Annotated in this window: 20 protein-coding genes; 13 read left to right on the forward strand and 7 right to left on the reverse strand. The window is 58.4% G+C overall.

The annotated features are described in order from the left end of the window. The first annotated feature begins 23 nt into the window (after positions 1-23). Positions 24-1,040 (forward strand): alpha/beta fold hydrolase, encoded by a 1,017-nt coding sequence (locus tag AC4HNJ_RS16830; RefSeq protein ID WP_490480757.1) that lies wholly within the window; start codon positions 24-26, stop codon positions 1,038-1,040. Between the two features lie 79 nt (positions 1,041-1,119). On the opposite strand, the gene AC4HNJ_RS16835 is transcribed toward AC4HNJ_RS16830, so the two are convergent. Continuing rightward, on the reverse strand, positions 1,120-2,091 hold the full coding sequence (locus AC4HNJ_RS16835) for an alpha/beta hydrolase (protein ID WP_490480758.1): 972 nt from the start codon (positions 2,089-2,091) through the stop codon (positions 1,120-1,122). A 115-nt stretch (positions 2,092-2,206) separates the two neighbouring features. Between AC4HNJ_RS16835 and AC4HNJ_RS16840 the strand changes: the two genes are divergently transcribed. Continuing rightward, positions 2,207-2,815 (forward strand): TetR/AcrR family transcriptional regulator, encoded by a 609-nt coding sequence (locus AC4HNJ_RS16840; RefSeq protein WP_490480759.1) that lies wholly within the window; start codon positions 2,207-2,209, stop codon positions 2,813-2,815. Further along, entirely contained in the window at positions 2,812-3,174 is a 363-nt protein-coding gene (locus AC4HNJ_RS16845; RefSeq protein WP_490480760.1) for a hypothetical protein, read from the forward strand. The genes AC4HNJ_RS16840 and AC4HNJ_RS16845 overlap by 4 nt, the downstream gene beginning before the upstream one ends. A gap of 218 nt (positions 3,175-3,392) precedes the next feature. Here AC4HNJ_RS16845 and AC4HNJ_RS16850 read toward each other — a convergent pair whose 3' ends face one another. Further along, positions 3,393-3,704 carry a hypothetical protein gene (locus AC4HNJ_RS16850; protein ID WP_490480761.1) on the reverse strand — a complete coding sequence of 104 codons (312 nt, stop codon included), beginning with the start codon at positions 3,702-3,704 and terminating at the stop codon, positions 3,393-3,395. Between the two features lie 216 nt (positions 3,705-3,920). Between AC4HNJ_RS16850 and AC4HNJ_RS16855 the strand changes: the two genes are divergently transcribed. From AC4HNJ_RS16855 to AC4HNJ_RS16875, 5 genes are all read left to right on the forward strand, one after another. Beyond that, on the forward strand, positions 3,921-4,298 hold the full coding sequence (locus AC4HNJ_RS16855; protein ID WP_490480762.1) for a serine hydrolase: 378 nt from the start codon (positions 3,921-3,923) through the stop codon (positions 4,296-4,298). A gap of 603 nt (positions 4,299-4,901) precedes the next feature. Then, positions 4,902-5,426, forward strand: coding sequence for a Csu type fimbrial protein (locus tag AC4HNJ_RS16860; RefSeq protein ID WP_490480763.1), 525 nt, complete (start codon positions 4,902-4,904; stop codon positions 5,424-5,426). Between the two features lie 2 nt (positions 5,427-5,428). Continuing rightward, a complete protein-coding gene (locus AC4HNJ_RS16865; RefSeq protein ID WP_490480764.1) occupies positions 5,429-6,181 on the forward strand; it encodes a fimbrial biogenesis chaperone in 753 nt (250 codons plus the stop codon). A gap of 39 nt (positions 6,182-6,220) precedes the next feature. Further along, positions 6,221-8,923, forward strand: coding sequence for a fimbria/pilus outer membrane usher protein (locus tag AC4HNJ_RS16870; RefSeq protein ID WP_490480765.1), 2,703 nt, complete (start codon positions 6,221-6,223; stop codon positions 8,921-8,923). A 53-nt stretch (positions 8,924-8,976) separates the two neighbouring features. Beyond that, positions 8,977-9,405 (forward strand): Csu type fimbrial protein, encoded by a 429-nt coding sequence (locus tag AC4HNJ_RS16875; protein ID WP_490480766.1) that lies wholly within the window; start codon positions 8,977-8,979, stop codon positions 9,403-9,405. Between the two features lie 180 nt (positions 9,406-9,585). Here the strand turns inward: AC4HNJ_RS16875 and AC4HNJ_RS16880 are convergent, their stop codons facing one another. Continuing rightward, complete coding sequence (locus AC4HNJ_RS16880; RefSeq protein WP_490480767.1) at positions 9,586-9,891, reverse strand: putative quinol monooxygenase; 306 nt, start codon at positions 9,889-9,891, stop codon at positions 9,586-9,588. 122 nt (positions 9,892-10,013) lie between these two features. Here AC4HNJ_RS16880 and AC4HNJ_RS16885 point away from each other — a divergent pair, with 122 nt between their 5' ends. Together AC4HNJ_RS16885 and AC4HNJ_RS16890 are read left to right on the forward strand one after the other, a co-directional pair. Continuing rightward, a complete protein-coding gene (locus tag AC4HNJ_RS16885) occupies positions 10,014-11,003 on the forward strand; it encodes a GlxA family transcriptional regulator (RefSeq protein WP_490480768.1) in 990 nt (329 codons plus the stop codon). A 215-nt stretch (positions 11,004-11,218) separates the two neighbouring features. Beyond that, on the forward strand, positions 11,219-13,024 hold the full coding sequence (locus tag AC4HNJ_RS16890; RefSeq protein ID WP_490480769.1) for an alpha-L-fucosidase: 1,806 nt from the start codon (positions 11,219-11,221) through the stop codon (positions 13,022-13,024). A gap of 36 nt (positions 13,025-13,060) precedes the next feature. Here AC4HNJ_RS16890 and AC4HNJ_RS16895 read toward each other — a convergent pair whose 3' ends face one another. Beyond that, positions 13,061-13,402, reverse strand: a complete 342-nt coding sequence (locus AC4HNJ_RS16895; protein WP_490480770.1) for a hypothetical protein — start codon at positions 13,400-13,402, stop codon at positions 13,061-13,063. Between the two features lie 326 nt (positions 13,403-13,728). Between AC4HNJ_RS16895 and AC4HNJ_RS16900 the strand changes: the two genes are divergently transcribed. Both AC4HNJ_RS16900 and AC4HNJ_RS16905 read left to right on the forward strand, forming a co-directional pair. Next, positions 13,729-14,913 (forward strand): retropepsin-like aspartic protease, encoded by a 1,185-nt coding sequence (locus AC4HNJ_RS16900; protein WP_490480771.1) that lies wholly within the window; start codon positions 13,729-13,731, stop codon positions 14,911-14,913. An 87-nt stretch (positions 14,914-15,000) separates the two neighbouring features. Continuing rightward, on the forward strand, positions 15,001-15,171 hold the full coding sequence (locus tag AC4HNJ_RS16905) for a glycosyl transferase family 39 (protein WP_490480772.1): 171 nt from the start codon (positions 15,001-15,003) through the stop codon (positions 15,169-15,171). Positions 15,172-15,439: 268 nt separating this feature from the next. Here the strand turns inward: AC4HNJ_RS16905 and AC4HNJ_RS16910 are convergent, their stop codons facing one another. The 3 genes from AC4HNJ_RS16910 to AC4HNJ_RS16920 all read right to left on the reverse strand — a co-directional run bounded on the left by AC4HNJ_RS16910 (position 15,440) and on the right by AC4HNJ_RS16920 (position 19,050). Then, entirely contained in the window at positions 15,440-16,321 is an 882-nt protein-coding gene (locus AC4HNJ_RS16910) for a ferritin-like domain-containing protein (RefSeq protein ID WP_490480773.1), read from the reverse strand. Between the two features lie 608 nt (positions 16,322-16,929). Beyond that, a complete protein-coding gene (locus AC4HNJ_RS16915; protein WP_490480774.1) occupies positions 16,930-18,126 on the reverse strand; it encodes an MFS transporter in 1,197 nt (398 codons plus the stop codon). 210 nt (positions 18,127-18,336) lie between these two features. Then, positions 18,337-19,050 (reverse strand): SDR family oxidoreductase, encoded by a 714-nt coding sequence (locus tag AC4HNJ_RS16920; protein ID WP_490480775.1) that lies wholly within the window; start codon positions 19,048-19,050, stop codon positions 18,337-18,339. A gap of 435 nt (positions 19,051-19,485) precedes the next feature. Between AC4HNJ_RS16920 and AC4HNJ_RS16925 the strand changes: the two genes are divergently transcribed. Beyond that, positions 19,486-22,347: an ATP-binding protein gene (locus AC4HNJ_RS16925; RefSeq protein ID WP_490480776.1), complete on the forward strand. Its 2,862-nt coding sequence runs from the start codon at positions 19,486-19,488 to the stop codon at positions 22,345-22,347. Positions 22,348-22,406 lie beyond the last annotated feature (59 nt).

A 22,406-nucleotide genomic window follows, 5' to 3' on the forward strand; every position in this document is an offset into this window, starting at 1 on the left:
GATACAGCATCGGCAGGGGATATATGCGCAAGACAGTTGCGGCGGCATTTGCCTTGGTTTTTTGTTGCGGGGGTTTTGCTGAGGGCGTAGTTAAGCCAAAGGTGATCACGGACCCGATCTACACTGCACCGGTGAGATTAGTCGATATCGGGCATGGTCAGCGACTGAACCTGTATTGCCTGGGATCAGGCTCGCCAGCCGTGATTTTTGACGCCGGGATGGGCGACTCCACGATTTCCTGGGCACTCGTACAGCCCGCAGTTTCGAAAAAGACGATGGCGTGCTCGTTCGATCGCGCGGGATTGGGGTTCAGTGACGCCGCCCGGCGTCCCAGTACGTCCAGGAATCAGGCTGAAGATTTACACGCGCTGCTTCAGGCAGCGCATATCAAAGCGCCCTATATCATGGTTGGCCATTCTATGGCGGGCCTGAACGTACGGGTTTATGCGGATAAGTATCCGGACGAAGTAGCGGGCATCGTGCTGGTGGAACCATCCCACGAAGAGCAGTCTACGCGTGGCTGGGCAATAGGCAAACCAGGCCAGAAGGAGCGCTGGGACGCATATCTTCGAGACATGCATGGTTGTATTGCAGAAGCAACGGCGGGGTTGGTGAAGGGTTCTCCCGCGTTCAAGAAATGCGTGGGTAACGTTGACGATCCTCATTTCAGTGCAGCGATCAATGCGGCACAGGAAAGGTATGCCGTAACGCCGAGATGGCAGGCTGCGATTGCATCCGAGCGAGAGAACGTCTTTTATGCAAGTGCGGCTGAAACACGTGTGACGCGGAAAAATTTTGGCGACATGCCCATTATTGTTCTTACGCACTCACCGTACCCGAAGGCCAAGGACGAAACACAGAACGAGCGTAATCAGCGGACACTTTTATGGGAAGGACTGCATACCGAGATCGCTTCCATGTCGACGCGCGGGATCAATATCGTTGTACCCAACTCTTCCCACTATATTCAGTACGATCATCCGCAAGTTGTCGTTGACGCGGTACTGCAGGCCGTCACTATTGCCAGGAGTCCAAGGTAGTCGGTACCCGTTCCATCCAACTACCCGGAGATATCCTGCGGTGCTTCACCGCTGTGCGGAATAGCGCTTCCGGCGCTTTTCAGTTGGCTGTGCGAACGACGGAAAGTTTTTCGTCAATGAATGCACCGATGGCTTCCAACGCCAACGATGCGGCATTCAACTTGCCCACGCCACCGGCGAATCCATGCGGCATACCCATCCATATATCAAGCTTGGCGTCGGCACCGGCTGCGGCAGCCTGCTCAACATACCGGCGCGAATCATCCAGCAGCACTTCATCGTCACCGACGTGCACGCGCAGCGGTGCCAGGTCAGCCAGCCGACTATGGAACAGCGGCGATGCCAATGGATGCTTGGGTTCGGCGCCGGCCAAATAGCCTTGCACCAACTCGATGACCTGGGGCACCACAAAGTACGGGTCGGCCTCGGCACGGGTGTCGTAGCTTGCGCCGGACAGTGTGAGATCGGTGACGGGTGATAGCACCGCTGTCGCAACGTGCTTCGTATGGGTTGAAATTGCCTGCGTCGCTACAAGCGATGAAAGTACCAAGGCCAGATTGCCGCCCGCCGAGTCGCCGGTCACTGCCACGCGCTGTATGCCTTCTTTTTCCAATCCGCGATAGCTCGCTTGGACATCATGCACCGCAGCCGGAAAAGGATGCTCCGGAGCCAGCCGATAATCGGGAATGAATGCCTGGGCATTCGCCCGCGTGGCGATGTGTCCGACCAAATGGCGAAAAGCCTGCGAGGTTCCCCAGTGGAACCACCCACCATGGAGATGAAGGATCGCTTCACCCTCGCGGAAGTGCCTGGGGCGCACCCACAGTCCTGAAATACCGCCTACGGCGCCGCCTTCAAAGGTCGCGTCTGCGGGAGGAATGACCCGTTCCATGATGGCGTCGAAGGGGCCACGGGCCTCTGGACCCCGCAACATGCCCTTTACGCCGGCCGACATGTCTCGCATGAACTTCGTCGTCTCGGCGTCTTCGGGTGAAAGGGGATGGATGAGGATGAAATCCTCCGTTACGGCGGCATGATGAGCGTTTTGCACGGTTTTTCTCCAGGAAAGCGGCCATTTATATTTACTATACGTTTCGTAATTTAAAATAACTCCCGGGGATTGTCCAGGATTTTCTTTTACGGAGCGTTCAAGTAATTTCCCCGGCATGAGTTCCAAGTCCCCCGCTCGCGCACGCCTGGGCCGACCACCCAGCGATACCGCCGCCTCGCACGCGGCGATCATGGATGCCGTGTATGAACTGCTGAAAGAAAAGTCAGCCAGCCAGCTGACGATGGAAGCGGTAGCGAAGCGCGCCAAAGTGGGGAAACCCACGCTCTACAAGTGGTGGCCGTCCAAGGCGGCCCTCATCATGGCGATGTTCCATGAGCGCCTGGCCAGCAAGCTGGATGTTCCACCTACGGCGACCCTCGAAGAGGCGATTCGCATCAAAGCGCTTTACCTCATCAAGGAGTTCAACGGATTGTTCGGCAAGGTCATGGCCGACCTGATCGCCGAAGGTCAAAGCGATCCTTCCATTTTGCGTGAGCTTTTTGAAAGCCATATCAGCGCCCGGCGTGCTTCCTCGGTTATCGATATCGAGCGCGCCAAAAGAACTGGCGAGCTTGCCCTCAACGTCAATGCCGAGTTGCTGATCGATGCCATATTCGGCCCCATTTACTACGGCCTGCTGCTGCGGCATACGCCGCTCACCGAGCAGTACGCCCATGAACTCATCGATCAGGTGTTCCAGGGTGTAAGGCCGCAGCGTTCGTGATCGCCGTTCGCGCGGCGGCAATGAGCGGTGCGCGAACTGGACCTCCGGTTGATGCGTTGTACTTTTTCAGTATTCCTTTCGACCCTGAACAGGCCTCTGTCAAATCACCCACTGGAATTCGATACATGAAAGCCAAAAGTACTTACTGGTTTGGTCGAAAGCGCTTCGGACTAGGGTTCGGACCAAGAAGCTGGCAGGGATGGCTGACATTGTTGATATACGCCGTCCTGATGATCTCGCTACCACATTGGATAGCGCCGGCCTCCCATCGCGTCCTGCTCATTGCGTTGCAAATCACCCTCACGGTTGCCCTTACCGTGATTTTCTTTCTCAAGCTTGATACTTCTAAGCGGCATTAGCTGAAGCCGTTGATCCGCCACGTCATGGGTTGATCTTTCAGCCACCGATGACGTGTTCGACATGTCTCATGCGATGCATCGGCCTCGGGTGTCGACGAGATCAGCGCGCCCCGTCCACAGTGCTACGGTCTCTTTGACGCATTCGCGATAGGAACGTGGCGGCGTCGTTGCCGCTGTCGGACATGCCGACCCTGCACACCAGCTCACCTTTGGCTGCTTCAGTTCCGTTGAGTTCGAGCGACAAGCTGTGAAATAACGCGTCGCCATACGTATACGCCTACAGGCCACACAACCAAGCCCATCATGGCAAGTGCGCAGGCGAAATAAAGCAATAATGCGGTATCGGCCATGTCGTCAGGATCGGGCATGTCCTCATTCAAAAAGAACTTGAAAACGAACCGGATTACCGCTTCGACGCCTTCCGGCATATCAAACGGAAGTGTTATAAAAAATCCCGTCAAGTAACCTGCGCCATAAACAGTCAGAATCACGCAAAAAATACACCATGTAATTCGTGCCAATCGTTTCATCGCACATCAACCGTGCTCAGAACCTCAATACTCCCCTCCCTATCCTCGACTTCACTTGATCCACGAATATCACCGCCATCCCTGTCTTTCCGCAAAAAATGCAACCGAATCGCCACGTGTTAATCCATGTTGGGACAATCGGCGTAGCATTTGGTAACTCCTGAGCACATGCCATTGGAAAAGTCTGAACGTTGTTGAACAGTTGCATTAAGCGTTGTGCGGCTGTTGAAGGGTATTCACCGTCATCGAAGCACACCTGCTGCCGCCGTGCAGTTTTTACGCATGCTGTGGAACAAGCCATTGTTGTCGCGGGCATCGACCCGCTATCTGCTGCACCTCATGTATGAGCAAACCATTCCCAATCGCTTGCGAGCAGGTCTTCCTACCGACGTTCGTCTTGCCGATAAATGCGGAACGTCGTATTCGTTGAACGGGGAAACAGCCACCTATAACGACATCGGGATACTGACTTGGCCAGATGGTCATACCGTGATCGTCGCCGCATTCCTCATGGACTCGCGTGCGAACAAGTCACAAAGGGATGCACTGTTCGCAGACTTGGGTCGCGCCGTGGTGAGAAACATACAACCCTGAGACGGTTGCACCTACCAGGGCGTTTGCATTGTCCCCGCATCGGGCCGCTGAGCGCGGCCTGCTTCCTCTTCAGCCCTGTGCGCCAGGGTGGGCCCATCCTCATAGGGATCGGCTGTCTATCCACCGGGCCCGGGCCATATCTTATTCACGGTTTAATGGGTGCTCCCGATATAGGCCGTTAGTAATGGAAATGTGCGTATATCGGCAGGCTGGGTATTTTCTTTAATTTTGTCGCATCAAATAAAGTTAATCCGAGGAATAATGCTTTGGGCCTATTTTTGAGCCTCAAAAAATGCAAATTTGGAACCCTTCATTAAACTGACAGAACTCCACGGTTCAATAATATGTAATAGATAGCAAATACATGGGCTTATAGAAAAACATGCGCTATCGTATGCAATAAATTCGCGATTGCTTGATGATTGTTTAACGATCTCTCCATAGTCTTCACGTGACGTAGTTAACAGTTTTCGGCATTAAATCTAAGCTACGTTTCGCGCCGAAGGGGGCTCGAAACCAGGTTTTATAAACCTCTATTTCGCCGCCTCTCGTCAGGGGGCTTTCAAGGAAGCCTTTTTCAAAAAAAGAAATAGGGGATATTCGATGAAAATCGTGACACCTGCGATCGCCAGGTCGGGTCTTGCTGTCGGTTTTGTTCTGGTGGGAATGTTCTGTATGCCGGCTGCCCAGGCTGGCACGGCGACCGCCAATCTCGACGTTTCGGCAAGCATTGCGGCGAACTGCACTATCAGCACCAACCCACTCGCCTTCGGCGCATACGATCCCATCTCCACCAATGCGTCGACGCCTTTGACCGCTACAGGATCGATCCAGACAACGTGCACGAACGGGGCGTCCGCCAACATCACGTTGGACCAGGGCGCCAATCCGGATACCGGCTCGACAGCTTCCGTGCCGCTGCGCCGCATGGTGAACGGAAGCAACTTCATGAATTACGACTTGTACAGCGACAGTGGCGATACCACGACGTTTGACGGCACCACCGGGGTCAATGTGACCGGAACCGGTGCGGCAGTGGATACCACCGTGTATGGCAGCGTGCCAGCGGGACAGAACCTGCCCACCGGCAGCTATGCCGATACGGTGGTGGCAACGGTCACGTTCTAACGATGCTACTTAAACGCTTCGGCCGAGCCATGTTTGGCTCGGCCTGTCTCTTCGTATGCCATGCATCGTGGGCGGGAACGGTAGAAGTCTCCCCCGTCATCGCATCCTTGTCGGCCCGTCACCCGATCCAGGCTTTCACCGTTCGCAACGAAGGCCAGTCGCCCGTAACGGTTCAAATAGCCTTGATGACATGGAGCCAGCAGGCGGGGCGAGACGTGCTCGCGCCAACAGACGATCTTCTCTCCACACCCCCCTTGTTTGCGGTTGCACCGGGACAATCGCAGATCGTGCGCGTGGGCATGCGTCATGCGACATCGCAGAACACGGAAGTCGCGTATCGCATGTTTCTGACGGAAGTTCCGCCCCCGCCCGAGCCAGGATTTCGCGGGCTTGCGGTAACGCTGCGCCTGAGTATTCCGGTGTTTGTGAAGCCGGCCAAACCTGTTTCGCCGACATTGACGTGGCGTGTTACGCCGTCCGCGAACGGCGGCGCCATCGTGGAAGCTGCCAACAGTGGATCGGTTCACATAAAGATCCTCTCCCTGTCATTGCTCGATAAAGAAACGAAAGGCTCCATGCGGCAAAGCGCGTCGAGTTACGTGCTGGCCAACAACCATTATCGATGGGGTTTCGCTTCCTTCCACGCTGTTCATCCGGGAGATCACGTAACGATCGACGCCAAGACGGACATTGGCGACATCAGCACCGCTGTCGTCGTCCAGCCCGAATCGAATGACGACGGCACTGCGAGATGACGCGCGGCAGATCAGCGGATGCAACAGCCCCCATGCGGCATGAAAAGAACACGCGCGAGCCGGCCGATAGAGCTAAGCGCGCTGCTCGGCATTGCGCTCACCGCCGCGCTTTCGCTACCGGCCGGGGCGATCGCCGCCCTGGCTACCGATACGGCTGGCTCCATCGGCATCTATCAGCAAGGCGGCAACGGTTTTTTCTTCGTCGCCGCCAAGGAACCGGTCGCTTATGACCTGTCGCCGGATAGCTATCCGGGCCAGTACATACTCTCCTTGCGTGGGAAGGGGGTCAGCGAGCTGATGCGGAAGGCGCTCAAGCGACCTGATTTATTGACCATCGGTCTTATCGAATCCTTCGCCATCCTCGACGCGGACCATGTGGATGTACTGCTGCGATCGCCATCGGGCGGGCTGGACGCAAAGTCCGTTGGAACTACCGGCAGCACAGGACCTTGCTTGCTCGTCGGCGCGGCTGGCAAACCGTTTCCTCATGCTTGCCCTGCCGATGAACGTCAGAACGCTGGTCAGCCCCCACCGACGCAAGGGATATACGAGATATTCGTCAACGGAGAAGACGAAGGAGCGGCTATCGTGCTGGTAAATAGCCGCGGGGAATTTCTGTTCGATGCGAGCGACCTGCAAAGCTGGCGGCTCAGTGACGTCCTGACAGCGCAGCTTGAGTCCGTCGATGACGGTGGCAAAAAATATGTGAGCCTGACTCATGCACCCGGCGTCACAGTTGCCGAAGACGCCAAGGCATCGGCCCTGCGCATCGATGCAAAACCGACCGATTTCGCGACAACGATCCTGCACGTCGGACGCGTCGTTACCGATGCACCCACGCCGTCCAATTATGGTGCGTTTCTGAACTACAACCTCTCAGCCCAATCGACGGGAGGAAACGCAAGCGAGGGCGCCCTGCTGGATTTGCATGCGTTTGGACCGATCGGCAGCGCAACCAGTTCTTTCCTCTATCGCACGCCGGCCACCAATGGTGCTTCCGCAGTGCGGCTGGACAGCTATTTCGAAAAAGACAACCCGACATCGATCAGCACGTTTCGCATTGGCGATAGCCTGACGGGAGCAAGCGATTGGGGGCTGCCCGAGCGATTTGCCGGCGTGCAGTGGGCCACGGATTTTGCCACGCGTCCCGATCTGGTGACGTTTCCATTGCAAAGCCTGGCCGGCACGGCCTCTGTTCCTTCCACCGTCGAATTGTTTTTGAATCAATCGCTGTTGCTCAGGCAGAACGTTCCGGAAGGGCCCTTCAATATCCAACAGTTTCCGGTCATCACCGGCAATGGCGAGCTCCAGATGGTGGTGCGCAACGCACTGGGGGAAGAGCAGACGATCGAACAGCCGTTTTATGCCGATGCGAGTTTGCTGCGCCCGGGCATGCAGTCTTATTCCTACGAGGCAGGCTTTGAGCGGCTGAATTATGGGTTGGTCAGCAATGACTACGGTCATCTGCTGGCTTCCGGCACAGATCGCCTCGGCATCACCAACGACTTCACGGCCGCTGTGCACGGCGAGTTGCAGCCCGGTGTCCAGACCCTGGGTGCAAGCGCCGCCTTTTTGATCTCTTCCTTGGGTGTGCTGTCGTCGTCGATGGCCGGCAGCCACAGTCCGGATGGAGGCGGTGGACTGCTGGGCCTCGGCTTCGACCACCACGGCGCCATCCTGGACATGGGCTTTCGCGCGCAGGTAACGAGCAGGCATTTCATGCAATTGGGATTGGTGCCGGGATTGCTTTCTCCCAGCAGCTTGCTCAGTGCCTATGCGGCGCTTTCGGTAGCAAGAGGCGGAACCCTGGCGTTCAACGTCACCCGGCAGAACCAACGGCAGCAAACAGATCTAGGCGTGGCAGGCCTCAGCTACAGCCAGTCGCTCGGACCGTATGGCTATTTCCAGTTGAGTGTCATGCATACCTCGGGCGCAACCGGCGGCATGATGATTGGCATGAATTACACCTGCCCCATCGGTACGCGGTCCAGTGCGTCGGTGTACGCCCAGCGGCAGGAAGGAGATACGCAGGAAATCGCCCAGTTTCAGCAAAATGCACCGTATGGCAGCGGCCTCGGATACAGGGTGCTGGCCGGACTCGGCGCAGACCAACGAGGCGAAGCGGACCTCACCGAGAATACGAATACCGCCTCTTACTATGTGGCCGTCGCCCATGAAGCCGGCCTCGACGCCTACCAGGCAAATGCCACCGGAAGTGTCGCCCTGCTCGGCGGCGGCGTGCATTTCACCCGCCAGATTCCTGACAGTTTCGGTCTGGTTCGCGTACCCGGTTTTGCGAATGTGCGTGTGTATGAAGACAACCAGCTGGTCGGTGAAACCGATACCAACGGCAACGCCTTTGTACCGAATCTACGGTCTTATCAGGCCAACACCATCCAAATAGAACAAGCAGACTTGCCCTTGGATGTGGATGTGTCAGCAACGTCCATGACGGCCATTCCTTATCTCAATTCGGGTCTCGTACTTACGTTTCCCGTCAGGCGCATCGACAACACCTCGTACACGCTCGTGCAAGCCAACGGCGCCTTTGTGCCGGCAGGAAGTCAGGCGGTGTATGAAGGAAAGACCTATCCGGTGGGATTCGGCGGCCTCGTCTATGTGCCCACCTTGACGCCTTCCGAAAAACTGGTAGTGAGCTGGCCCACTGGCCACTGCGCTACGGATCTTTCCATGCAACGCCATGAAAGAGCCGACAACCTACCGCGTTTGGAATGCCGATGAGCGCGACAGAAAGACAATCACTTGTACGGGCAAAATCACCCAGGGTGCGTATCGTGCTCTGGGTCCTTGTGATCATGGCCGGCACGTGTTCGCGTAGCGCGCTCGCCCAATCTACCTCGTGCTCGGCCAGTACGACAGGCGTAGCCTTCGGATCCTACGATCCGCGCTCCAACATACCCTCGGATAGCACCGGCTCCGTTTCCGTCACGTGCTCAGCAAGCGCCAGCTACACCATCGCGCTTAGTTCCGGCCAGGGAAGTTTTTCAGCGCGGACCATGTCCAACGGCACGCATCTGCTCTCCTACAACCTCTACACGGATAACCTGCGAACGACGGTGTGGGGCGACGGCAGTGGATCGACTACGACGGTGGGCGGAAGCGGCACGAGCGCGTCGTACACCGTCTACGGACGGATTCCCGCGCTACAGAACGCGTATGTAGGGGCATATAACGACAACATTGTCGTGACGGTGAGTTTCTAGTAGCCCCACGGGATGGAGATGGGTCAGCCTGGCTGCTCTGTCGGGCTTTGCTGGTGACTATCACTATTGCGTTGCCATGCAGGATCGATAGCACCCTTTTGCATCGCAGACTCTTTGGCGTCATTCCTGCAAAAACGGGAATGACGACTCAAAAAAGACAGCGCGAACGGCTTTTGCTGCTTACACGCCCTTGGCAGCAACCAATTGCATCGGCGCAATATCCAATGGCTCGGCAAGATGCTGCGGTACGGTCGCGATGATCTGGGCGGCGGTGGCGTCACGCAGATGGTTGTCGCGCCCCGCTTTGTCCACGAACACATCCACGATATGCACGATGTCGGGGTTGGTCTCCGAATGAAGCACCAGCCAGACCAGCATCGGTGTTTCGTTCATAGCTTGGGGCAGGGCGTCGGCGATCAGGCGCGCCACTTCAGGGCCTTTGCCGGGGTGCGCCTTGAAGGTCACGATGGCGGCTACTTGCGTCATGGGGGAGTCTCCTTGGGGTGGGGATACATGCATCCTGCGCGCTTCGGCGCGTGCTGGTGGGGTGTCTGATTAGCCACATATCAGGCAAAATCCGCCAATCCCCTCCTTGAAGATGATTCATCATGCGTATCGTCGTCTTAGGCATGGATGGCACGCTTCCCTCCGGCGTGGCCGGCCTCTGTGACGTGTTCTGGCTCGCCAATGAGGCTATCCGGCAAAAAGCCGATACGGCAGCGCCGCAGCGCGCCGCCGAATCATTTGAATTGCTGACGGCCAGTCCGCGCGGCCGTTCTTTCAAGGATGGACGCGGTGGTCGGGTACGCGTGGATACGGCGCTCTTCGACATCAAGCGCTGCGACGCCATCCTGATCCCCGGCATCGTGCAGACCGGCAAGGGCTCGCCATGGAGTGGTCCGGTGGTCAGCGAGATTGGCGCCTGGCTGCGTAAGCAACACGCGCACGGCAGCATCATTGCGGGCTCATGCAAGGGTGTCTTCGTGCTGGGTGAAGCGGGCCTGCTCAACGGGCGCCGCTGCACTACGACATGGTGGCTGCACGACGAACTGCAGCAGCGTTATCCGCGCGCCCATGCCATCTGGGGATCGTCGCTGATCGATGATGGTCGCGTCGTCACCTCAGGCGGACCGTTATCGTGGATCGACTCGGCGCTGCATGTGATTCGCGCGCTTGCCGGGGCGGAAGCCGCACGGCTGGCAGCGGATTTTGCCGTCATCGACAACACGCCCCCCGCGCAAACGATCTACATGCCGCGCGGCTATCTCAAGGCGCGCGATCCTTTGCTGATGGACGCCGAGCGCACGGTACGCCAGCTTGCCTATGACCTGAGCGTGGCCGAGTTGGCGGCACGCCTGGCGACCAGTGAGCGCACCTTGCATCGGCGATTGAAGCAGCTCACCAACGAATCGCCCAAGACATTCATTGCGCGCATCAAGCTCGAAGATGCACGCACTCTGCTCGAAGATGGCGCGACGAGCATCAAGCGCGTCTCGCAGCAAATGGGCTACGCGGATGAAAGCAGTTTTCGTCGAGCCTTTGTCCGCTTTACCGGCATGACACCGAGCGCGTATCGCCAGTGGGCGCGCAAACGCTAGAGACGGCCTGCGCATGTCGATGATGCGCAGCCTTGCGCTTGCTTGGTGGCCGTAACGAGTGATTGGCGAAGAGCGCCGGGCATCGCGACAAAAAGCGTGCCGGCTTTCACGTCCGATAGGCCATGTGGCAGACGCGATGGCGCGATGAAGCGGGTAAAGTGTTTGGCTCCGTGATTCGATAGAGCAATAAGGAAAACGGCATGGGGAAGGGTGTTTTGACCAAACGAGCCGCATGGGGCGTGTTACTGGCCTTGGCGTGGTGGTCGCAGTGTGTTTCGGCAGGATCGCTGCCAACGCCGGTGATCGATGCCGCCCCCGCGTTGCGACGTCCTCTCGATGAGCCGCAACCGCCGCCGGGTCCAGGCCCGAGCGCAGAGACGATCAAGGCGTGGCGGGACCGCAAGTTCGGCATGTTCATCCACTTCGGCCTGTATGCCGTCGCAGGCGGCATGTGGCAGGGAAAACGCATAAACAACGGCTATAGCGAACAGATTCTCGCCAACGGCCCGATCCCGCCCAAGCAATACGAAGCGCTGGCCAAACAATTCGATCCCGTGCATTTCGACCCTGACGCCATCGTGGCGCTCGCGAAGGCCGCCGGCATCAAGTTCATCGTGATCACAGCCAAGCATCACGACGGCTTCAACATGTTTCACACCGCATTGACGCGCTACAACGTGGTGGACGACACGCCTTACCATCAGGACATCGTCAAGCAACTCGCTGATGCATGCGCGCGCGGCGGCCTGAAATTCGGCGTGTACTACTCCACCATCGACTGGCATCACCCCGGCGGCAATACCTATATCGAAGGCAACAGCAATCCGATTACGCCCTCGCAGGAGGCGTTCAATGTCGCTCAGATCGAAGAATTGCTAAGCCACTACGGACCTATTTCCGAGATCTGGTTCGACATGGGCAAGCCGACGCCCGCGCAAAGCGCACACTTTGCGAGCACCGTGCATGACCTGCAGCCACAGACGATGATTTCCGGCCGCGTGTGGAATAACTACGGCGATTTCGCCGTCATGGGCGATAACGGCGAGCCCGATGTCGCGATGGAATTGCCGTGGCAGGCGCCGGCATCCATGTTTCCGGATACCTGGGGTTATCGTTCCTGGGAAAACCGTACGGACCTGCCCGGGAAGATTCGTGAAAACATCACCCGCCTGGTGCGAGTGGTCAGCCAGGGCGGCAATTACATTCTCAACATCGGACCGGAAGGCGATGGTTCCGTCGTGCCGTATGAAGCGCAGGTGCTCAAGGGCATGGGCGCGTGGCTGCAACGCAACGGAAAAGCTATTTATGCCACACGCAAGCAGCCGTTTGCCCAGGTGGCATTTGGCTATGCGACGGTCGGGCCGCATGCCTTGTATCTATTCGTGAACAAATTACCGGCGGATCATCGGCTGCGTATTCCCGGCGTGGCGGATACGGATTTCGACCGTGCCTATCGGCTTGGTTCGCCCACGGCAACGGTGAGCGTCGCGCGCAGTGGTCACGATGTGACGGTCTCACTGAATCACCTTGCGCACTGGCCTACGGTGGATGCCGGCCGTACCGATGTGGATGCTTTCATGCCCGTGCTGGTGCTGCCTTTCAAGGGGCCGCTGCGCGTTCGTCCAGAGATGATTGCAGCGTCACCGGGCGGCCATTTCCAACTATTGCCAGCGCAGGCAGAGCATTACCTCAACTACAACGGGGAAGGTTACGAGGCGCCCGCAACGCTGTACAAATTGGATTGGCAGATGGATGCCAGCGCTGCCAGTTACGACATCACTGTTCACTACATACCGTCATCCGAACCCACACGCATGGATCTTTGGGTCGATGGGCATGCCTATCCACTGAATCTCGCCGGCGCGACAGCGAAGACGGCGGAGCAGACGTTGCGTGTCCATCGTGACCGCTCGACGCATCCTTATGCGATGGAACTGGAAGTGACGCCGCACGCACCCTTCATCCAAGGCACGGCGTTGCCGGTGACCGTGCAATCGTTGGCGCTGTCACCGACGCCGTAACGCGTCGTTTCGCGCTGCGAATGTTCCGGGGACATCTTACGGGGTGTCTCCGGATGCATCGGGGTTCGGCGCGTTTTTGCCGGGTGCTGCCAGGTCGTCAAGGTCATGCCCGCGTGCATGCTGCAAGGCGCGGAGATTCTGTTCGATCTCCGCGATGGTCAAGGGAAAATAGTTTTCCTCGTCTTCCATGTTCATCCAGCCCGTGACGCGTTCGCGACTGACCTCGACACCTGCCTTCTTCAAGGCAGCCAGCACGTCACTGGCCGATATATAGCCGACATCGCAAAACAATCGCCACAACCAGTTCAGCCGCGTCGGATCGAGGGCGCGGATAGGAGGAACCCGGTAGCCATGCTTGGCGTTTCCTTTATCAGTCATGAGCTTTGCCCCTCGCTTAGCCATCCAGACGCCGTGCACCTTAGCACTACATATCGCTCGAATCCGCGCTTTCGAAGCAGGCACCGGCAGCAGACAGCGTGCAGCCTGGGGGCTATGATCGGTGAGCGGCAGGCCCATCTCCATGGCAGACGGGGCCGTCCTTCGAACGCAGATAGTGAATACCGCCGTATCGCCGCGCTAATTGATGGGCGTCAACTCGCCGGGAACGGCCGCCTCTTCTGCGCGCGGCGGGGAAAGCGGCATTGACACCGGCAAGGTTCGTCCCTGATCGGCTAGCTAATTGGCAGATAGATAAGAGGCATCCCATGCGTTTTCTCATCTGTTTCACCGCGTTATGGATAGCCGGCACGGCAGCTTCCACGCCGATGCCTCCGTTTATGCATGGGGTGCCAGTGCACGCGGCGACCTTTAGAAACGGCACGTCTTCAACCGGCTGGATCAACTTCGATTTTGCCGGTGGCAGAAGCATCCTGATTCCGGCGAAGGTCAACGGTCAGGAAGTGTGGGTGAAGCTCATCGACGGCGCCGACACCTCCTATATCGATAAGGACTTCGCGGCCTCCATCGGTTTCAAGCCACCCACCAGGACCAACGCGGCGGGGGATGTCGACGTGCAGGTCCAACTGGGCGATCTCACGCTACGGCGTGTCAGGACGTCTGTCGTCGCACTCGGCGCCAAACGCACCGATCCCCTGTATGTGCCATTTATCTTGAGCGATGACTTGTTCAATCAGGTCGTGGTCGACATCGACTTCGCGCATCACCGCATTGCTTTTCAAGATCCGCAATCGACGATCAAGCTGCCACGCGATGCCGTGGATATACCGTTGCTGCGGCGCCTGGACGCGCGCACCGTTCCTGTTTCCGTGGAAGGCGCGGCTCCCGTTCCGTTTGAATGGTTCTTGGGCGATCCCGCCCCCGTTACGGTGTATGAGCCTTATGTCGAAGCGCATCACTTGCTGCAGAACAGGCCTGCTTCGATCAGGCTTGGCGGCGGCCTGGGTGGCCAGCGTCCGCAGGAACCGGTGGCGAGCTTGCGTGATATCCGATTTGCCGGTGTCGACTTCACCCACGTGCCGGCAGTGTTCCCGTCCAATGCCGTGCGAGGGAGTGATTCCCCATTGATCTCGGGCAACATCGGCCTGGCTCTGCTTTCTCGGTTTCACTTAATTGTCGACTATCCCCACCAGCGCATGTACGCCGCGCCTTACGCTGGGATGGAAAAGGCACCGTTCGACAAAGACCGGCTGGGCTTGTACCTGAGCAGACAAGGTGCCGGTGTAGTGGTGGATTTTGTTGCGCCAGGCAGTCCGGCCCAGGCAGCTGGTTTCAAGGCTGGCGAGCAGGTCGGCGCGATTGATCAAAAGCCGGGCCAGGACTGGACGCCTGCAGCGCTCACCCAGTTACGCTTCGCGCATGGCGGTGATGTCGTCACGTTCAAGATGGCGACAGGCGCCAGCCGGCAAATCAGGGCCAAGGATTATTTCTGACCTTGGTCCTTATCACACGGTGCCCGGCTTGCCAGGCGTATAGTGCGATTCGGACGTTAGGTTGCAGTAACCGAAAGAGGTGTATTCATGCGTCATCTCATCAGCCTGTTGCTCCTGGTCGCCGCCGGCATTTTCTATCTCATCGGCATGGGACCGCTGTTCTTTGGAGCGCCTCTCAGCGGTTCCGTGTTGCTTGCAGTGGCGATTGCGCTTGAAGTCGCCTTCTGGCGTCGCACGAGGCAACCTGTCAGGCATTGAGAAAGCGATGCTGGCCTCGGCATGGCCGGGCGCTTGTAACGACGCTTGAGCAAGCGCCCGGGAAAAAGCGCAGGCTAAAAAGTGGGATTCGACGCATGTGTGCGTCGTTGACACGTTCCCGTTATTCGATCATTTGGAAGTACCGCTGGCGCCGAGTGCTTCGGCGCCAGCGAACCTCTTGCCATGTGCTGAGAAGAACAGCCTTCATGGCGCCCGTGCTCCAGCATCCGTTTTCCAGGAGACGGGATCGCCCTCGACGTGAGATCAATCAGGCCGATTGATTGGCCGGCGGAGACTTGCGCAATGGTGCGCGCGCCTTATCCCATGCCTTCAGACCGCGCAGCGCCAAACCGGCAATGGATGGAAGCAAACGCGGCTGCATGAGGTCCGGATCGAACACGCTCATGCGGCGAGCGTTTTCGCGATAGCAGTCTTCGACGAAGCCGCGGAACGAGAAACCTTCCAGAAACAGGTTGGCTTGCGTCACCGCGAAATCCTTTCCGTCGTTCGGTTCCTGTCCGCGCTTGACCATGCCCATCAGGCGACCACCGGCGCGTGCATAGAACCGCAGGGATTTTGCGGCGCGACGAATCGGTCCCAGGCCACGTTGCTTTTCGCGCCAGGCCATATAGTTGATGAAGAACACGATATGCCGGGTCTCTTCGAACATCAGCATGTCGAAGATATCGAACAGGCTGTCGGGCAGGAATTCCGATTGCCGCGCGGATTTGAATGCACCGAAGCCAAGAAAGGAATCGAGGCATTCGCCAAAACCGAAATCGATGAATGCCGTTTCGAGATCCGCCGGAAAAGCTTCCAATGGCTGTGCACTGGCATCGATGCCGTAGCGCTCGATCATCACGCGGATCAGATCCGCGTGACGCCTCTCCTCGAAGCCTTGCATCGCGATGGCCTCACGCACCACCGGATCGGTAACGTGTGGCGTAAAGGCATCCACGATAGCGCCGGCACGGCGCTCCGTATGGTAGACCTCCTGCCAGAAAGGCACGCCACGCAGGCGTTCCAAATCAGCATCGCTCAGTGTTGGCCAGGGCAGCGTCTCAGGGTTGTAGTCCTGATACGTATCCATGAATTGTTTACAGAAAAGCGTTTTATGCGCTTCCGAGCCGGCTTTTATTTTTTGCGTCATGGGCTTGTCCATTAAAACCGATCGTCCGTTTTCTGTGTTTTACGAACACCGGTGTTGGCACTAAGAAAAACATGTTCCATCGTCGTGTCAGGACGTAACGAATGCGTTCGATGTGCCCGTTGCGCAAAGCCGTAGAACCGATGCGTCAGTCATGTCTTGCAGCGAGCCGGTAAAGCGCATCACGATCCGGTTGTTATCGCCCGCTGCACTGCACTCGACAGGGCTTTTTCCATCGAACACCGAGCGTCCTGAACCAAACGAGTTGCTCCGTTATTGGGGCACGCTACCCGACGCGCAAGTGACTTTCTAAGAACACGCCAGCAGATATCCACGCGTCTCCGATCATTCTGGAAGGCCGGTTTTTATCTGTCAGGCACGCGAAAGCATTTGTTGTTTCAACGCACCGAATTCGAGCACCAAGTCATGCGTCACTCTTCATTTGAGAGAGTGTATGCCTGCTTTTTATATGGCGCCTTTCATTACCCTTACGAACCATTTTCCGCATCGTTCCGTCACTGCGAAACCATGGTGCGAGAAATATCAAACGGAGGGAGTCGCGGTTATCCCCCAAAAGGATGATGACCTTCACGATGGAGCGCGCCGTGCCGTCAGCCCACGGGCTGTGTCTCGCGACCAGGCCGCCAATGCAGCAGGCTCATGGCCAGTGATCCCACCGGTAATACGCCGCCAAGCAACGTGACACCTTTCCAGCCAAAGTGCCCCCATGCTGAAGCCGCGGCAAGGGAACCCACGGCACCTCCGACAAACATGGTGGTCATGAACAGCGTATTGAGGCGGCTCTTGTACTCCGGATGCAGGCCATAGATGACGTGCTGATTGGAGACGAGCGAGATCTGCACGCCAAAATCCAACACGATGACGCCGGCAACCAGGCCCCACAGGTTGGGCCAGGTGCCGAAGACCACCCAGGCCAGAAGGGTGGCTATCGCACCGAGCGCGATAACGGGCGCGGGGCCCCGGTTATCCGCGATGCGACCTGCGATCGGCGCCATCGCAATACCGACCGCGCCCACGATGCCAAACAGACCTGCCGCTGCCGCGCCGAGATGAAGCGGTGGCTGTGCCAGGCGCAGGGCGAGCGTGGTCCAGAAGGCGGAGAACGATGCGAACTGCAGCGCCTGAATCATCGCCGAGCGGCGCAGCACCGGCTCACCCGTCCAGAGCTTGCCTAGCGAAGCCAGCAGTTCACCGTAGCGCACGCGTTCGCGCGGATGATGCGCCGGCAATGAGCGTGCCATGAGGATGGCACCGAGGACGGCGATCGGCACGGCCAGCCAGAACATGGTGCGCCAACCTGCCATGCTGGAAACCACGCCGGCCAACGTACGGCTGAGCAAGATCCCCGTGAACAGGCCGCTCATCACCGCACCGATGGCGGCGCCGCGTTTTTCCGGCGCGGCGAGGATCGTGGCAAATGGCACGATCTGCTGCGCCACCGTGGATGCGGCGCCGACCAGCACGGAAGCGGCGGCCAGCGCCGCAAGTCCAGGCGCCATGGCTGCCAGCACCAGCGCCGCCGCCAGTGCCAGAAACTGGACGACGATCAAGCGGCGCCGTTCGAGCATGTCGCCCAGCGGCAACAGAAACAGCAAACCGGCCGCATAGCCCAACTGCGTCAACATGGGAATCCAGCCGCTCACGCGTGGATCGCCCAGGTTGTCCCTCATCACTTCCAACATCGGTTGGTTGTAATAGATATTGGCCACCGCCAACCCAGTCGCTGACGCCATGGCAAACAGCGTCGTCTTGGACAAATGCGGTGATGCTGTGGATGGAACGGACATGCTTTAAGACCTAGAAAAAGAACGACCAGACAAGGCACGGGCGATGCATCGACGATGCAAGGGAGCCCAGGACATCCATCCACCCGATGGGATATAGGCATCTATTCGGCAAATCCAAGCCTCTGCGCCGACGGCATCCGTCACATGCCTACAGCGCCCATGACTTCAGGCGATACCCGCCGAGCGACGTAGGCGACAAGGCACGGCATATCACGCGATCGTGCCCCCGCCATCGATCAAGACAGTCGAGCCCGTTGCATAAGGCGTGCCGGCCAGATAAAGAATCGCGTTGGCAACATCTTCCGGCGTTCCGACACGTCGAGCAGGAAGCTGCTCTTGCGCTGACCGATACATGTTCGCGCGCGCTTCTTCGCTCATCCCGGACCACAGCGGCGTAGCGATGAGACCCGGCGAAACCGAGTTCACGCGTATCGGCGCCAGCTCCATGGCGAGCCCGCGCGCCAACCCATCCAATGCCGCATTGATGGCGCCTTGCAGAACCGACGTCGCCGATGGACGACCACTCCGGTAGCCCGATACCAAGGTAAGAGAGCCGGCGTTGTTGATACGCGCCATCTTAGCGATGCGATACGCACCCCAGAACTTGCTGTTCATCGAGGCGTAAGCGTCCTCCAGTGATAGCTCGCGCACGGAGCCGGTTCGTGTTTGCGAAGCCGATATCACGATGTGATCGAACGGAGCCATGCGTTCAAAAAACGCTGCAATGGCCTGCTCGTCAGCCGTATCCAACATGGCCGTCGATACCTCATGGCCGATACGGCTTGCCGCCATGGTCAGTTTGTCTTGATGGCGGGAGGCAATCGTGACCCTGGCGCCTCGTTCGGCAAAGGCAAGGGCTGCCGCTTCGCCGATACCGGAACTTCCACCCACGATCAGTACGGATTTTTGTTGAAAAGAAAACATGGTCATTATTTCTCGGGATGATTTTTCGCTTGGCGTGGAGCATCAAGTGCTTCAACACGCACACGGAGACCTAACCTTACCCGTGAAAAGCTACGCCTGAGCCGCGACGTCTGGAAGACAGGCGTGATGCCGGGTGGTCGATTACGCAATAAATAAATCGTTCGATGCATTCGCCAGCCGGGATCAGTTCCCTGGATGCTTGAGCTTGTCCCAAGGAATTTGCCCGATCCTGGGACATAGATGTCCCGGATCATGAAAATTTCGCGGAGATTCGACAGGAAATTCGCTATGTGAAGGGGGCTGGCCTGCACGCGGCGAAAAGGGGCGCCTCCGCATCCCGGCGACAGGCGCATGAAGGGTCGCAACCGCGCATATGAGGGTTCGGGCGGATGATTCGGTGATAGCTGACGTTTCCATTTTAAGAGAGCTGGCCTGATGCCCAACCATGCGGCTGCCAATCCCATGCATATGAATCTGCCATCCCATGACACCAGCGAGGTGGCGACGCTTTTCCGGCGCCTCGATTGGTCACGCTCGCCCCTCGGATCGCTGAATACATGGTCTTCAAGTCTGCGAACGACGGTGGGTATGTTGCTGGCGACCGACGCGCAGATCGTCCTGTTCTGGGGCACTCAGTTCGTTGCGCTCTACAACGATGCCTACGCCTTCACTATCGGCGACAAGCACCCTCATGCATTGGGCCGTCCTGCCGAGGAAAGCTGGACTGAATTATGGGACGATCTGGAACCGCTGCTGCGCGGTGTCCGTGAAACAGGCAAGACGTTTTCCGCCAAGGATCGTCCCTTCTATATCGAGCGACGTGGATACGGAGAGACGGTTTACTTCGATATCTCCTATTCAGCGGTTCCGGAGGCCGACGGCTCGGTCGGTGGCGTCCTGTGCATTGTTTCGGAGACGACGCAACGCGTGCTCGGGGCCAGACGCCAGGCGGCGCTGTTGCAGTTGGAAGACGCACTGCGGCTCATCGACAGCACCGAATCAGCGCGGCGTGTCGCCGCCGACTTGCTGAGTCGCGAGCTGATGACGACAGGCATTCACTATGTCGACGGGAGCGTAAGCAAGGCAGCACGGTATGAAGCCGATGAAAAACGCCTCGGAGAGGGGGCCTCGGCAACAGCCGCGCTCGACATTCCCGCCTTACGCAACAGCCAGATCGTCGGCTTGTTTTCGGTGCAGCCCTCGCTATCGCACGGATGGATGGACGAGGACGTTGACTTTGCTCGCACAGTCGTCGAACGGACCTGGGCAGCGGCGGAGCGCGCGCGAGCCGAAACGTTGCTTCGTGAAAGCGAAGCGCGCCAGCGACAAGATGCTGAGCGTGTACAACTGGCGCTCGCCGCCGGCGCCATTATCGGTACGTGGTTTTGGGATCTATCCACCGGCAAATTTACCGCGGACGAAAAGTTTGCGATCAACTTCGGCGTAGATCCGGCGCTCGATCGCGAAAACCTGTGCCTTGAGCAAGTCATGGCCTCCGTCCATCCGGAGGACAGGCCCGGGCTCCAAAAAACCATCGAGGGCGTGGTCAGGCAAGCAGGGCATTATGCGCATCAGTACCGGGTGTGCCGCGCAGACGGCAATTACTATTGGGTCGAAGCGAACGGCCGCGTCGAAACAGCAGAAGACGGTACCCCCATCGCTTTTCCCGGAGTACTCATTGATGTTGAAGAGCGGCGCCGGACAGAGCTGCGGCTTGCCGCAAGCGAAGCAAAATATAAAACGCTGTTCGACGAAATAGACGAGGGCTTTTGCGTGATCGAGCTCTTCGACGGCCCGCATGGGCCGTTGAGTGATTACGTGCATGTCGAAGCAAATCCCGCGTTTGCCACCAATACGGGTATTGCCGATATCGTGGGCAAGCGCTTGCGCGCCATGATTCCGAAGGACGCCGACGGATGGGTCGAGATATACCGCCGCGTGCTTCTTACCGGCGAGCCCGTACGCTTTGAGCGCGAGCTATCCACGACCGGCCGCTATCTGGAGCTTGCCGCTTTCAGGATGGATCCCCCCGAGCGACGCCAGGTTGCCGTGTTGCTTAAAGATGTGACCATGCGCAAGCGGGCCGAAACGGAGCTGCAGCTCCTCAATCGGGAATTGGCCGAGCGCGTGACGCAAGCCGTCGATCAGCGTGAAGCAGCACTTGCCCGCGTGCATGAAATGCAGAAGCTGGAAACCATCGGCCAGCTCACTGGCGGCGTAGCGCACGATTTCAACAATCTGCTGACACCCATCGTCGGTGCGCTCGACATGCTCTCCCGCTATCACGAGAGCGACCAACGCATCAGAAAGCTGATCACGGCAGGACTACAGGCGGCCGAACGCGCACGCACGCTGGTCCAGCGCCTGCTTGCCTTTGCGCGGCGACAGCATCTTGAGGCGCGTCCGATCAATGTTCGCCACCTGGTGAACGGCATGGAGGACCTCTTGACTCGCTCGCTGGGACCGCAGGTCATCCTCAAGATTGAATGTGCGGCCGATCTTTCGCCGGCCATGATCGATCCCAATCAATTCGAACTCGCCTTGCTCAACCTGGCCGTCAATGCGCGGGATGCCATGCCGGATGGTGGAGAGCTGAAGGTCACCGTCGCAGAAGAGGAGGTGGAGCAGTCAAAACTCGCGAACGGCCGATACATACGCGTCGCCGTGTCGGATACCGGCGTCGGCATGGACACCAAGACCATCAAGCGAGCCGTCGAACCCTTCTTCACTACCAAGGCAAAGGGGCAGGGCACAGGACTCGGCTTATCGATGGTGCACGGCCTCGCCGCGCAATCGGGCGGCGACTTTGCCCTTGCCAGCACACCAGGATTGGGCACCACCGCCACCTTATGGTTGCCGGTATCTTCCGAACAAATTGATCTGCACATGGAACAAGTGACAGACAGGAGAGAGCTTCGTCGTGTGCAGTCCACGCCCGTATTGTTGGTGGACGATGAAGAGCTGGTGCGGGCCGGTACCGCCGAAATGCTGATGGACGCCGGTTACATCGTCTATCAGGCGTCGTCCGGCCATCAGGCGCTGGGCATGCTGAGGGAGGGCCTGGAGATAGACGCCTTGATTACCGATTACGCGATGCCCGGCATGACCGGCGTCGAATTGGCGCAGGAAGTCTCTCGTTTACGACCGACATTGCCCGCCCTCATGATTACCGGCTTTGCTTCCCTCAAGGATCGCATCAGCAGCGATCTGCCCCGGCTGGCCAAACCCTTTCGCCAGCACGAACTGGCCGACGCACTCGCCGAGCTGTTGGAGAAAGCCGGCTGTGCGAGCGAGTAAGACAAGTGCCGATCTGCACCATGGCTCTGCCGTACAGCGCTCAGCGATCCATGCGCCCC

Source organism: Dyella sp. SYSU CM1112, assembly GCF_058216415.1.

What these genes read in the sequence shown, in the direction of transcription:
- AC4HNJ_RS16905 (WP_490480772.1), top strand. Translation starts at nt 15,001, where the DNA reads ATGCGTCATCTCATCAGCCTGTTGCTCCTGGTCGCCGCCGGCATTTTC.
- AC4HNJ_RS16840 (WP_490480759.1), top strand. Translation starts at nt 2,207, where the DNA reads ATGAGTTCCAAGTCCCCCGCTCGCGCACGCCTGGGCCGACCACCCAGC.
- AC4HNJ_RS16910 (WP_490480773.1), bottom strand. Translation starts at nt 16,321, where the DNA reads ATGACGCAAAAAATAAAAGCCGGCTCGGAAGCGCATAAAACGCTTTTC.
- AC4HNJ_RS16860 (WP_490480763.1), top strand. Translation starts at nt 4,902, where the DNA reads ATGAAAATCGTGACACCTGCGATCGCCAGGTCGGGTCTTGCTGTCGGT.
- AC4HNJ_RS16865 (WP_490480764.1), top strand. Translation starts at nt 5,429, where the DNA reads ATGCTACTTAAACGCTTCGGCCGAGCCATGTTTGGCTCGGCCTGTCTC.
- AC4HNJ_RS16925 (WP_490480776.1), top strand. Translation starts at nt 19,486, where the DNA reads ATGCCCAACCATGCGGCTGCCAATCCCATGCATATGAATCTGCCATCC.
- AC4HNJ_RS16915 (WP_490480774.1), bottom strand. Translation starts at nt 18,126, where the DNA reads ATGTCCGTTCCATCCACAGCATCACCGCATTTGTCCAAGACGACGCTG.
- AC4HNJ_RS16900 (WP_490480771.1), top strand. Translation starts at nt 13,729, where the DNA reads ATGCGTTTTCTCATCTGTTTCACCGCGTTATGGATAGCCGGCACGGCA.
- AC4HNJ_RS16870 (WP_490480765.1), top strand. Translation starts at nt 6,221, where the DNA reads ATGAAAAGAACACGCGCGAGCCGGCCGATAGAGCTAAGCGCGCTGCTC.
- AC4HNJ_RS16880 (WP_490480767.1), bottom strand. Translation starts at nt 9,891, where the DNA reads ATGACGCAAGTAGCCGCCATCGTGACCTTCAAGGCGCACCCCGGCAAA.
- AC4HNJ_RS16885 (WP_490480768.1), top strand. Translation starts at nt 10,014, where the DNA reads ATGCGTATCGTCGTCTTAGGCATGGATGGCACGCTTCCCTCCGGCGTG.
- AC4HNJ_RS16830 (WP_490480757.1), top strand. Translation starts at nt 24, where the DNA reads ATGCGCAAGACAGTTGCGGCGGCATTTGCCTTGGTTTTTTGTTGCGGG.
- AC4HNJ_RS16895 (WP_490480770.1), bottom strand. Translation starts at nt 13,402, where the DNA reads ATGACTGATAAAGGAAACGCCAAGCATGGCTACCGGGTTCCTCCTATC.
- AC4HNJ_RS16850 (WP_490480761.1), bottom strand. Translation starts at nt 3,704, where the DNA reads ATGAAACGATTGGCACGAATTACATGGTGTATTTTTTGCGTGATTCTG.
- AC4HNJ_RS16920 (WP_490480775.1), bottom strand. Translation starts at nt 19,050, where the DNA reads ATGTTTTCTTTTCAACAAAAATCCGTACTGATCGTGGGTGGAAGTTCC.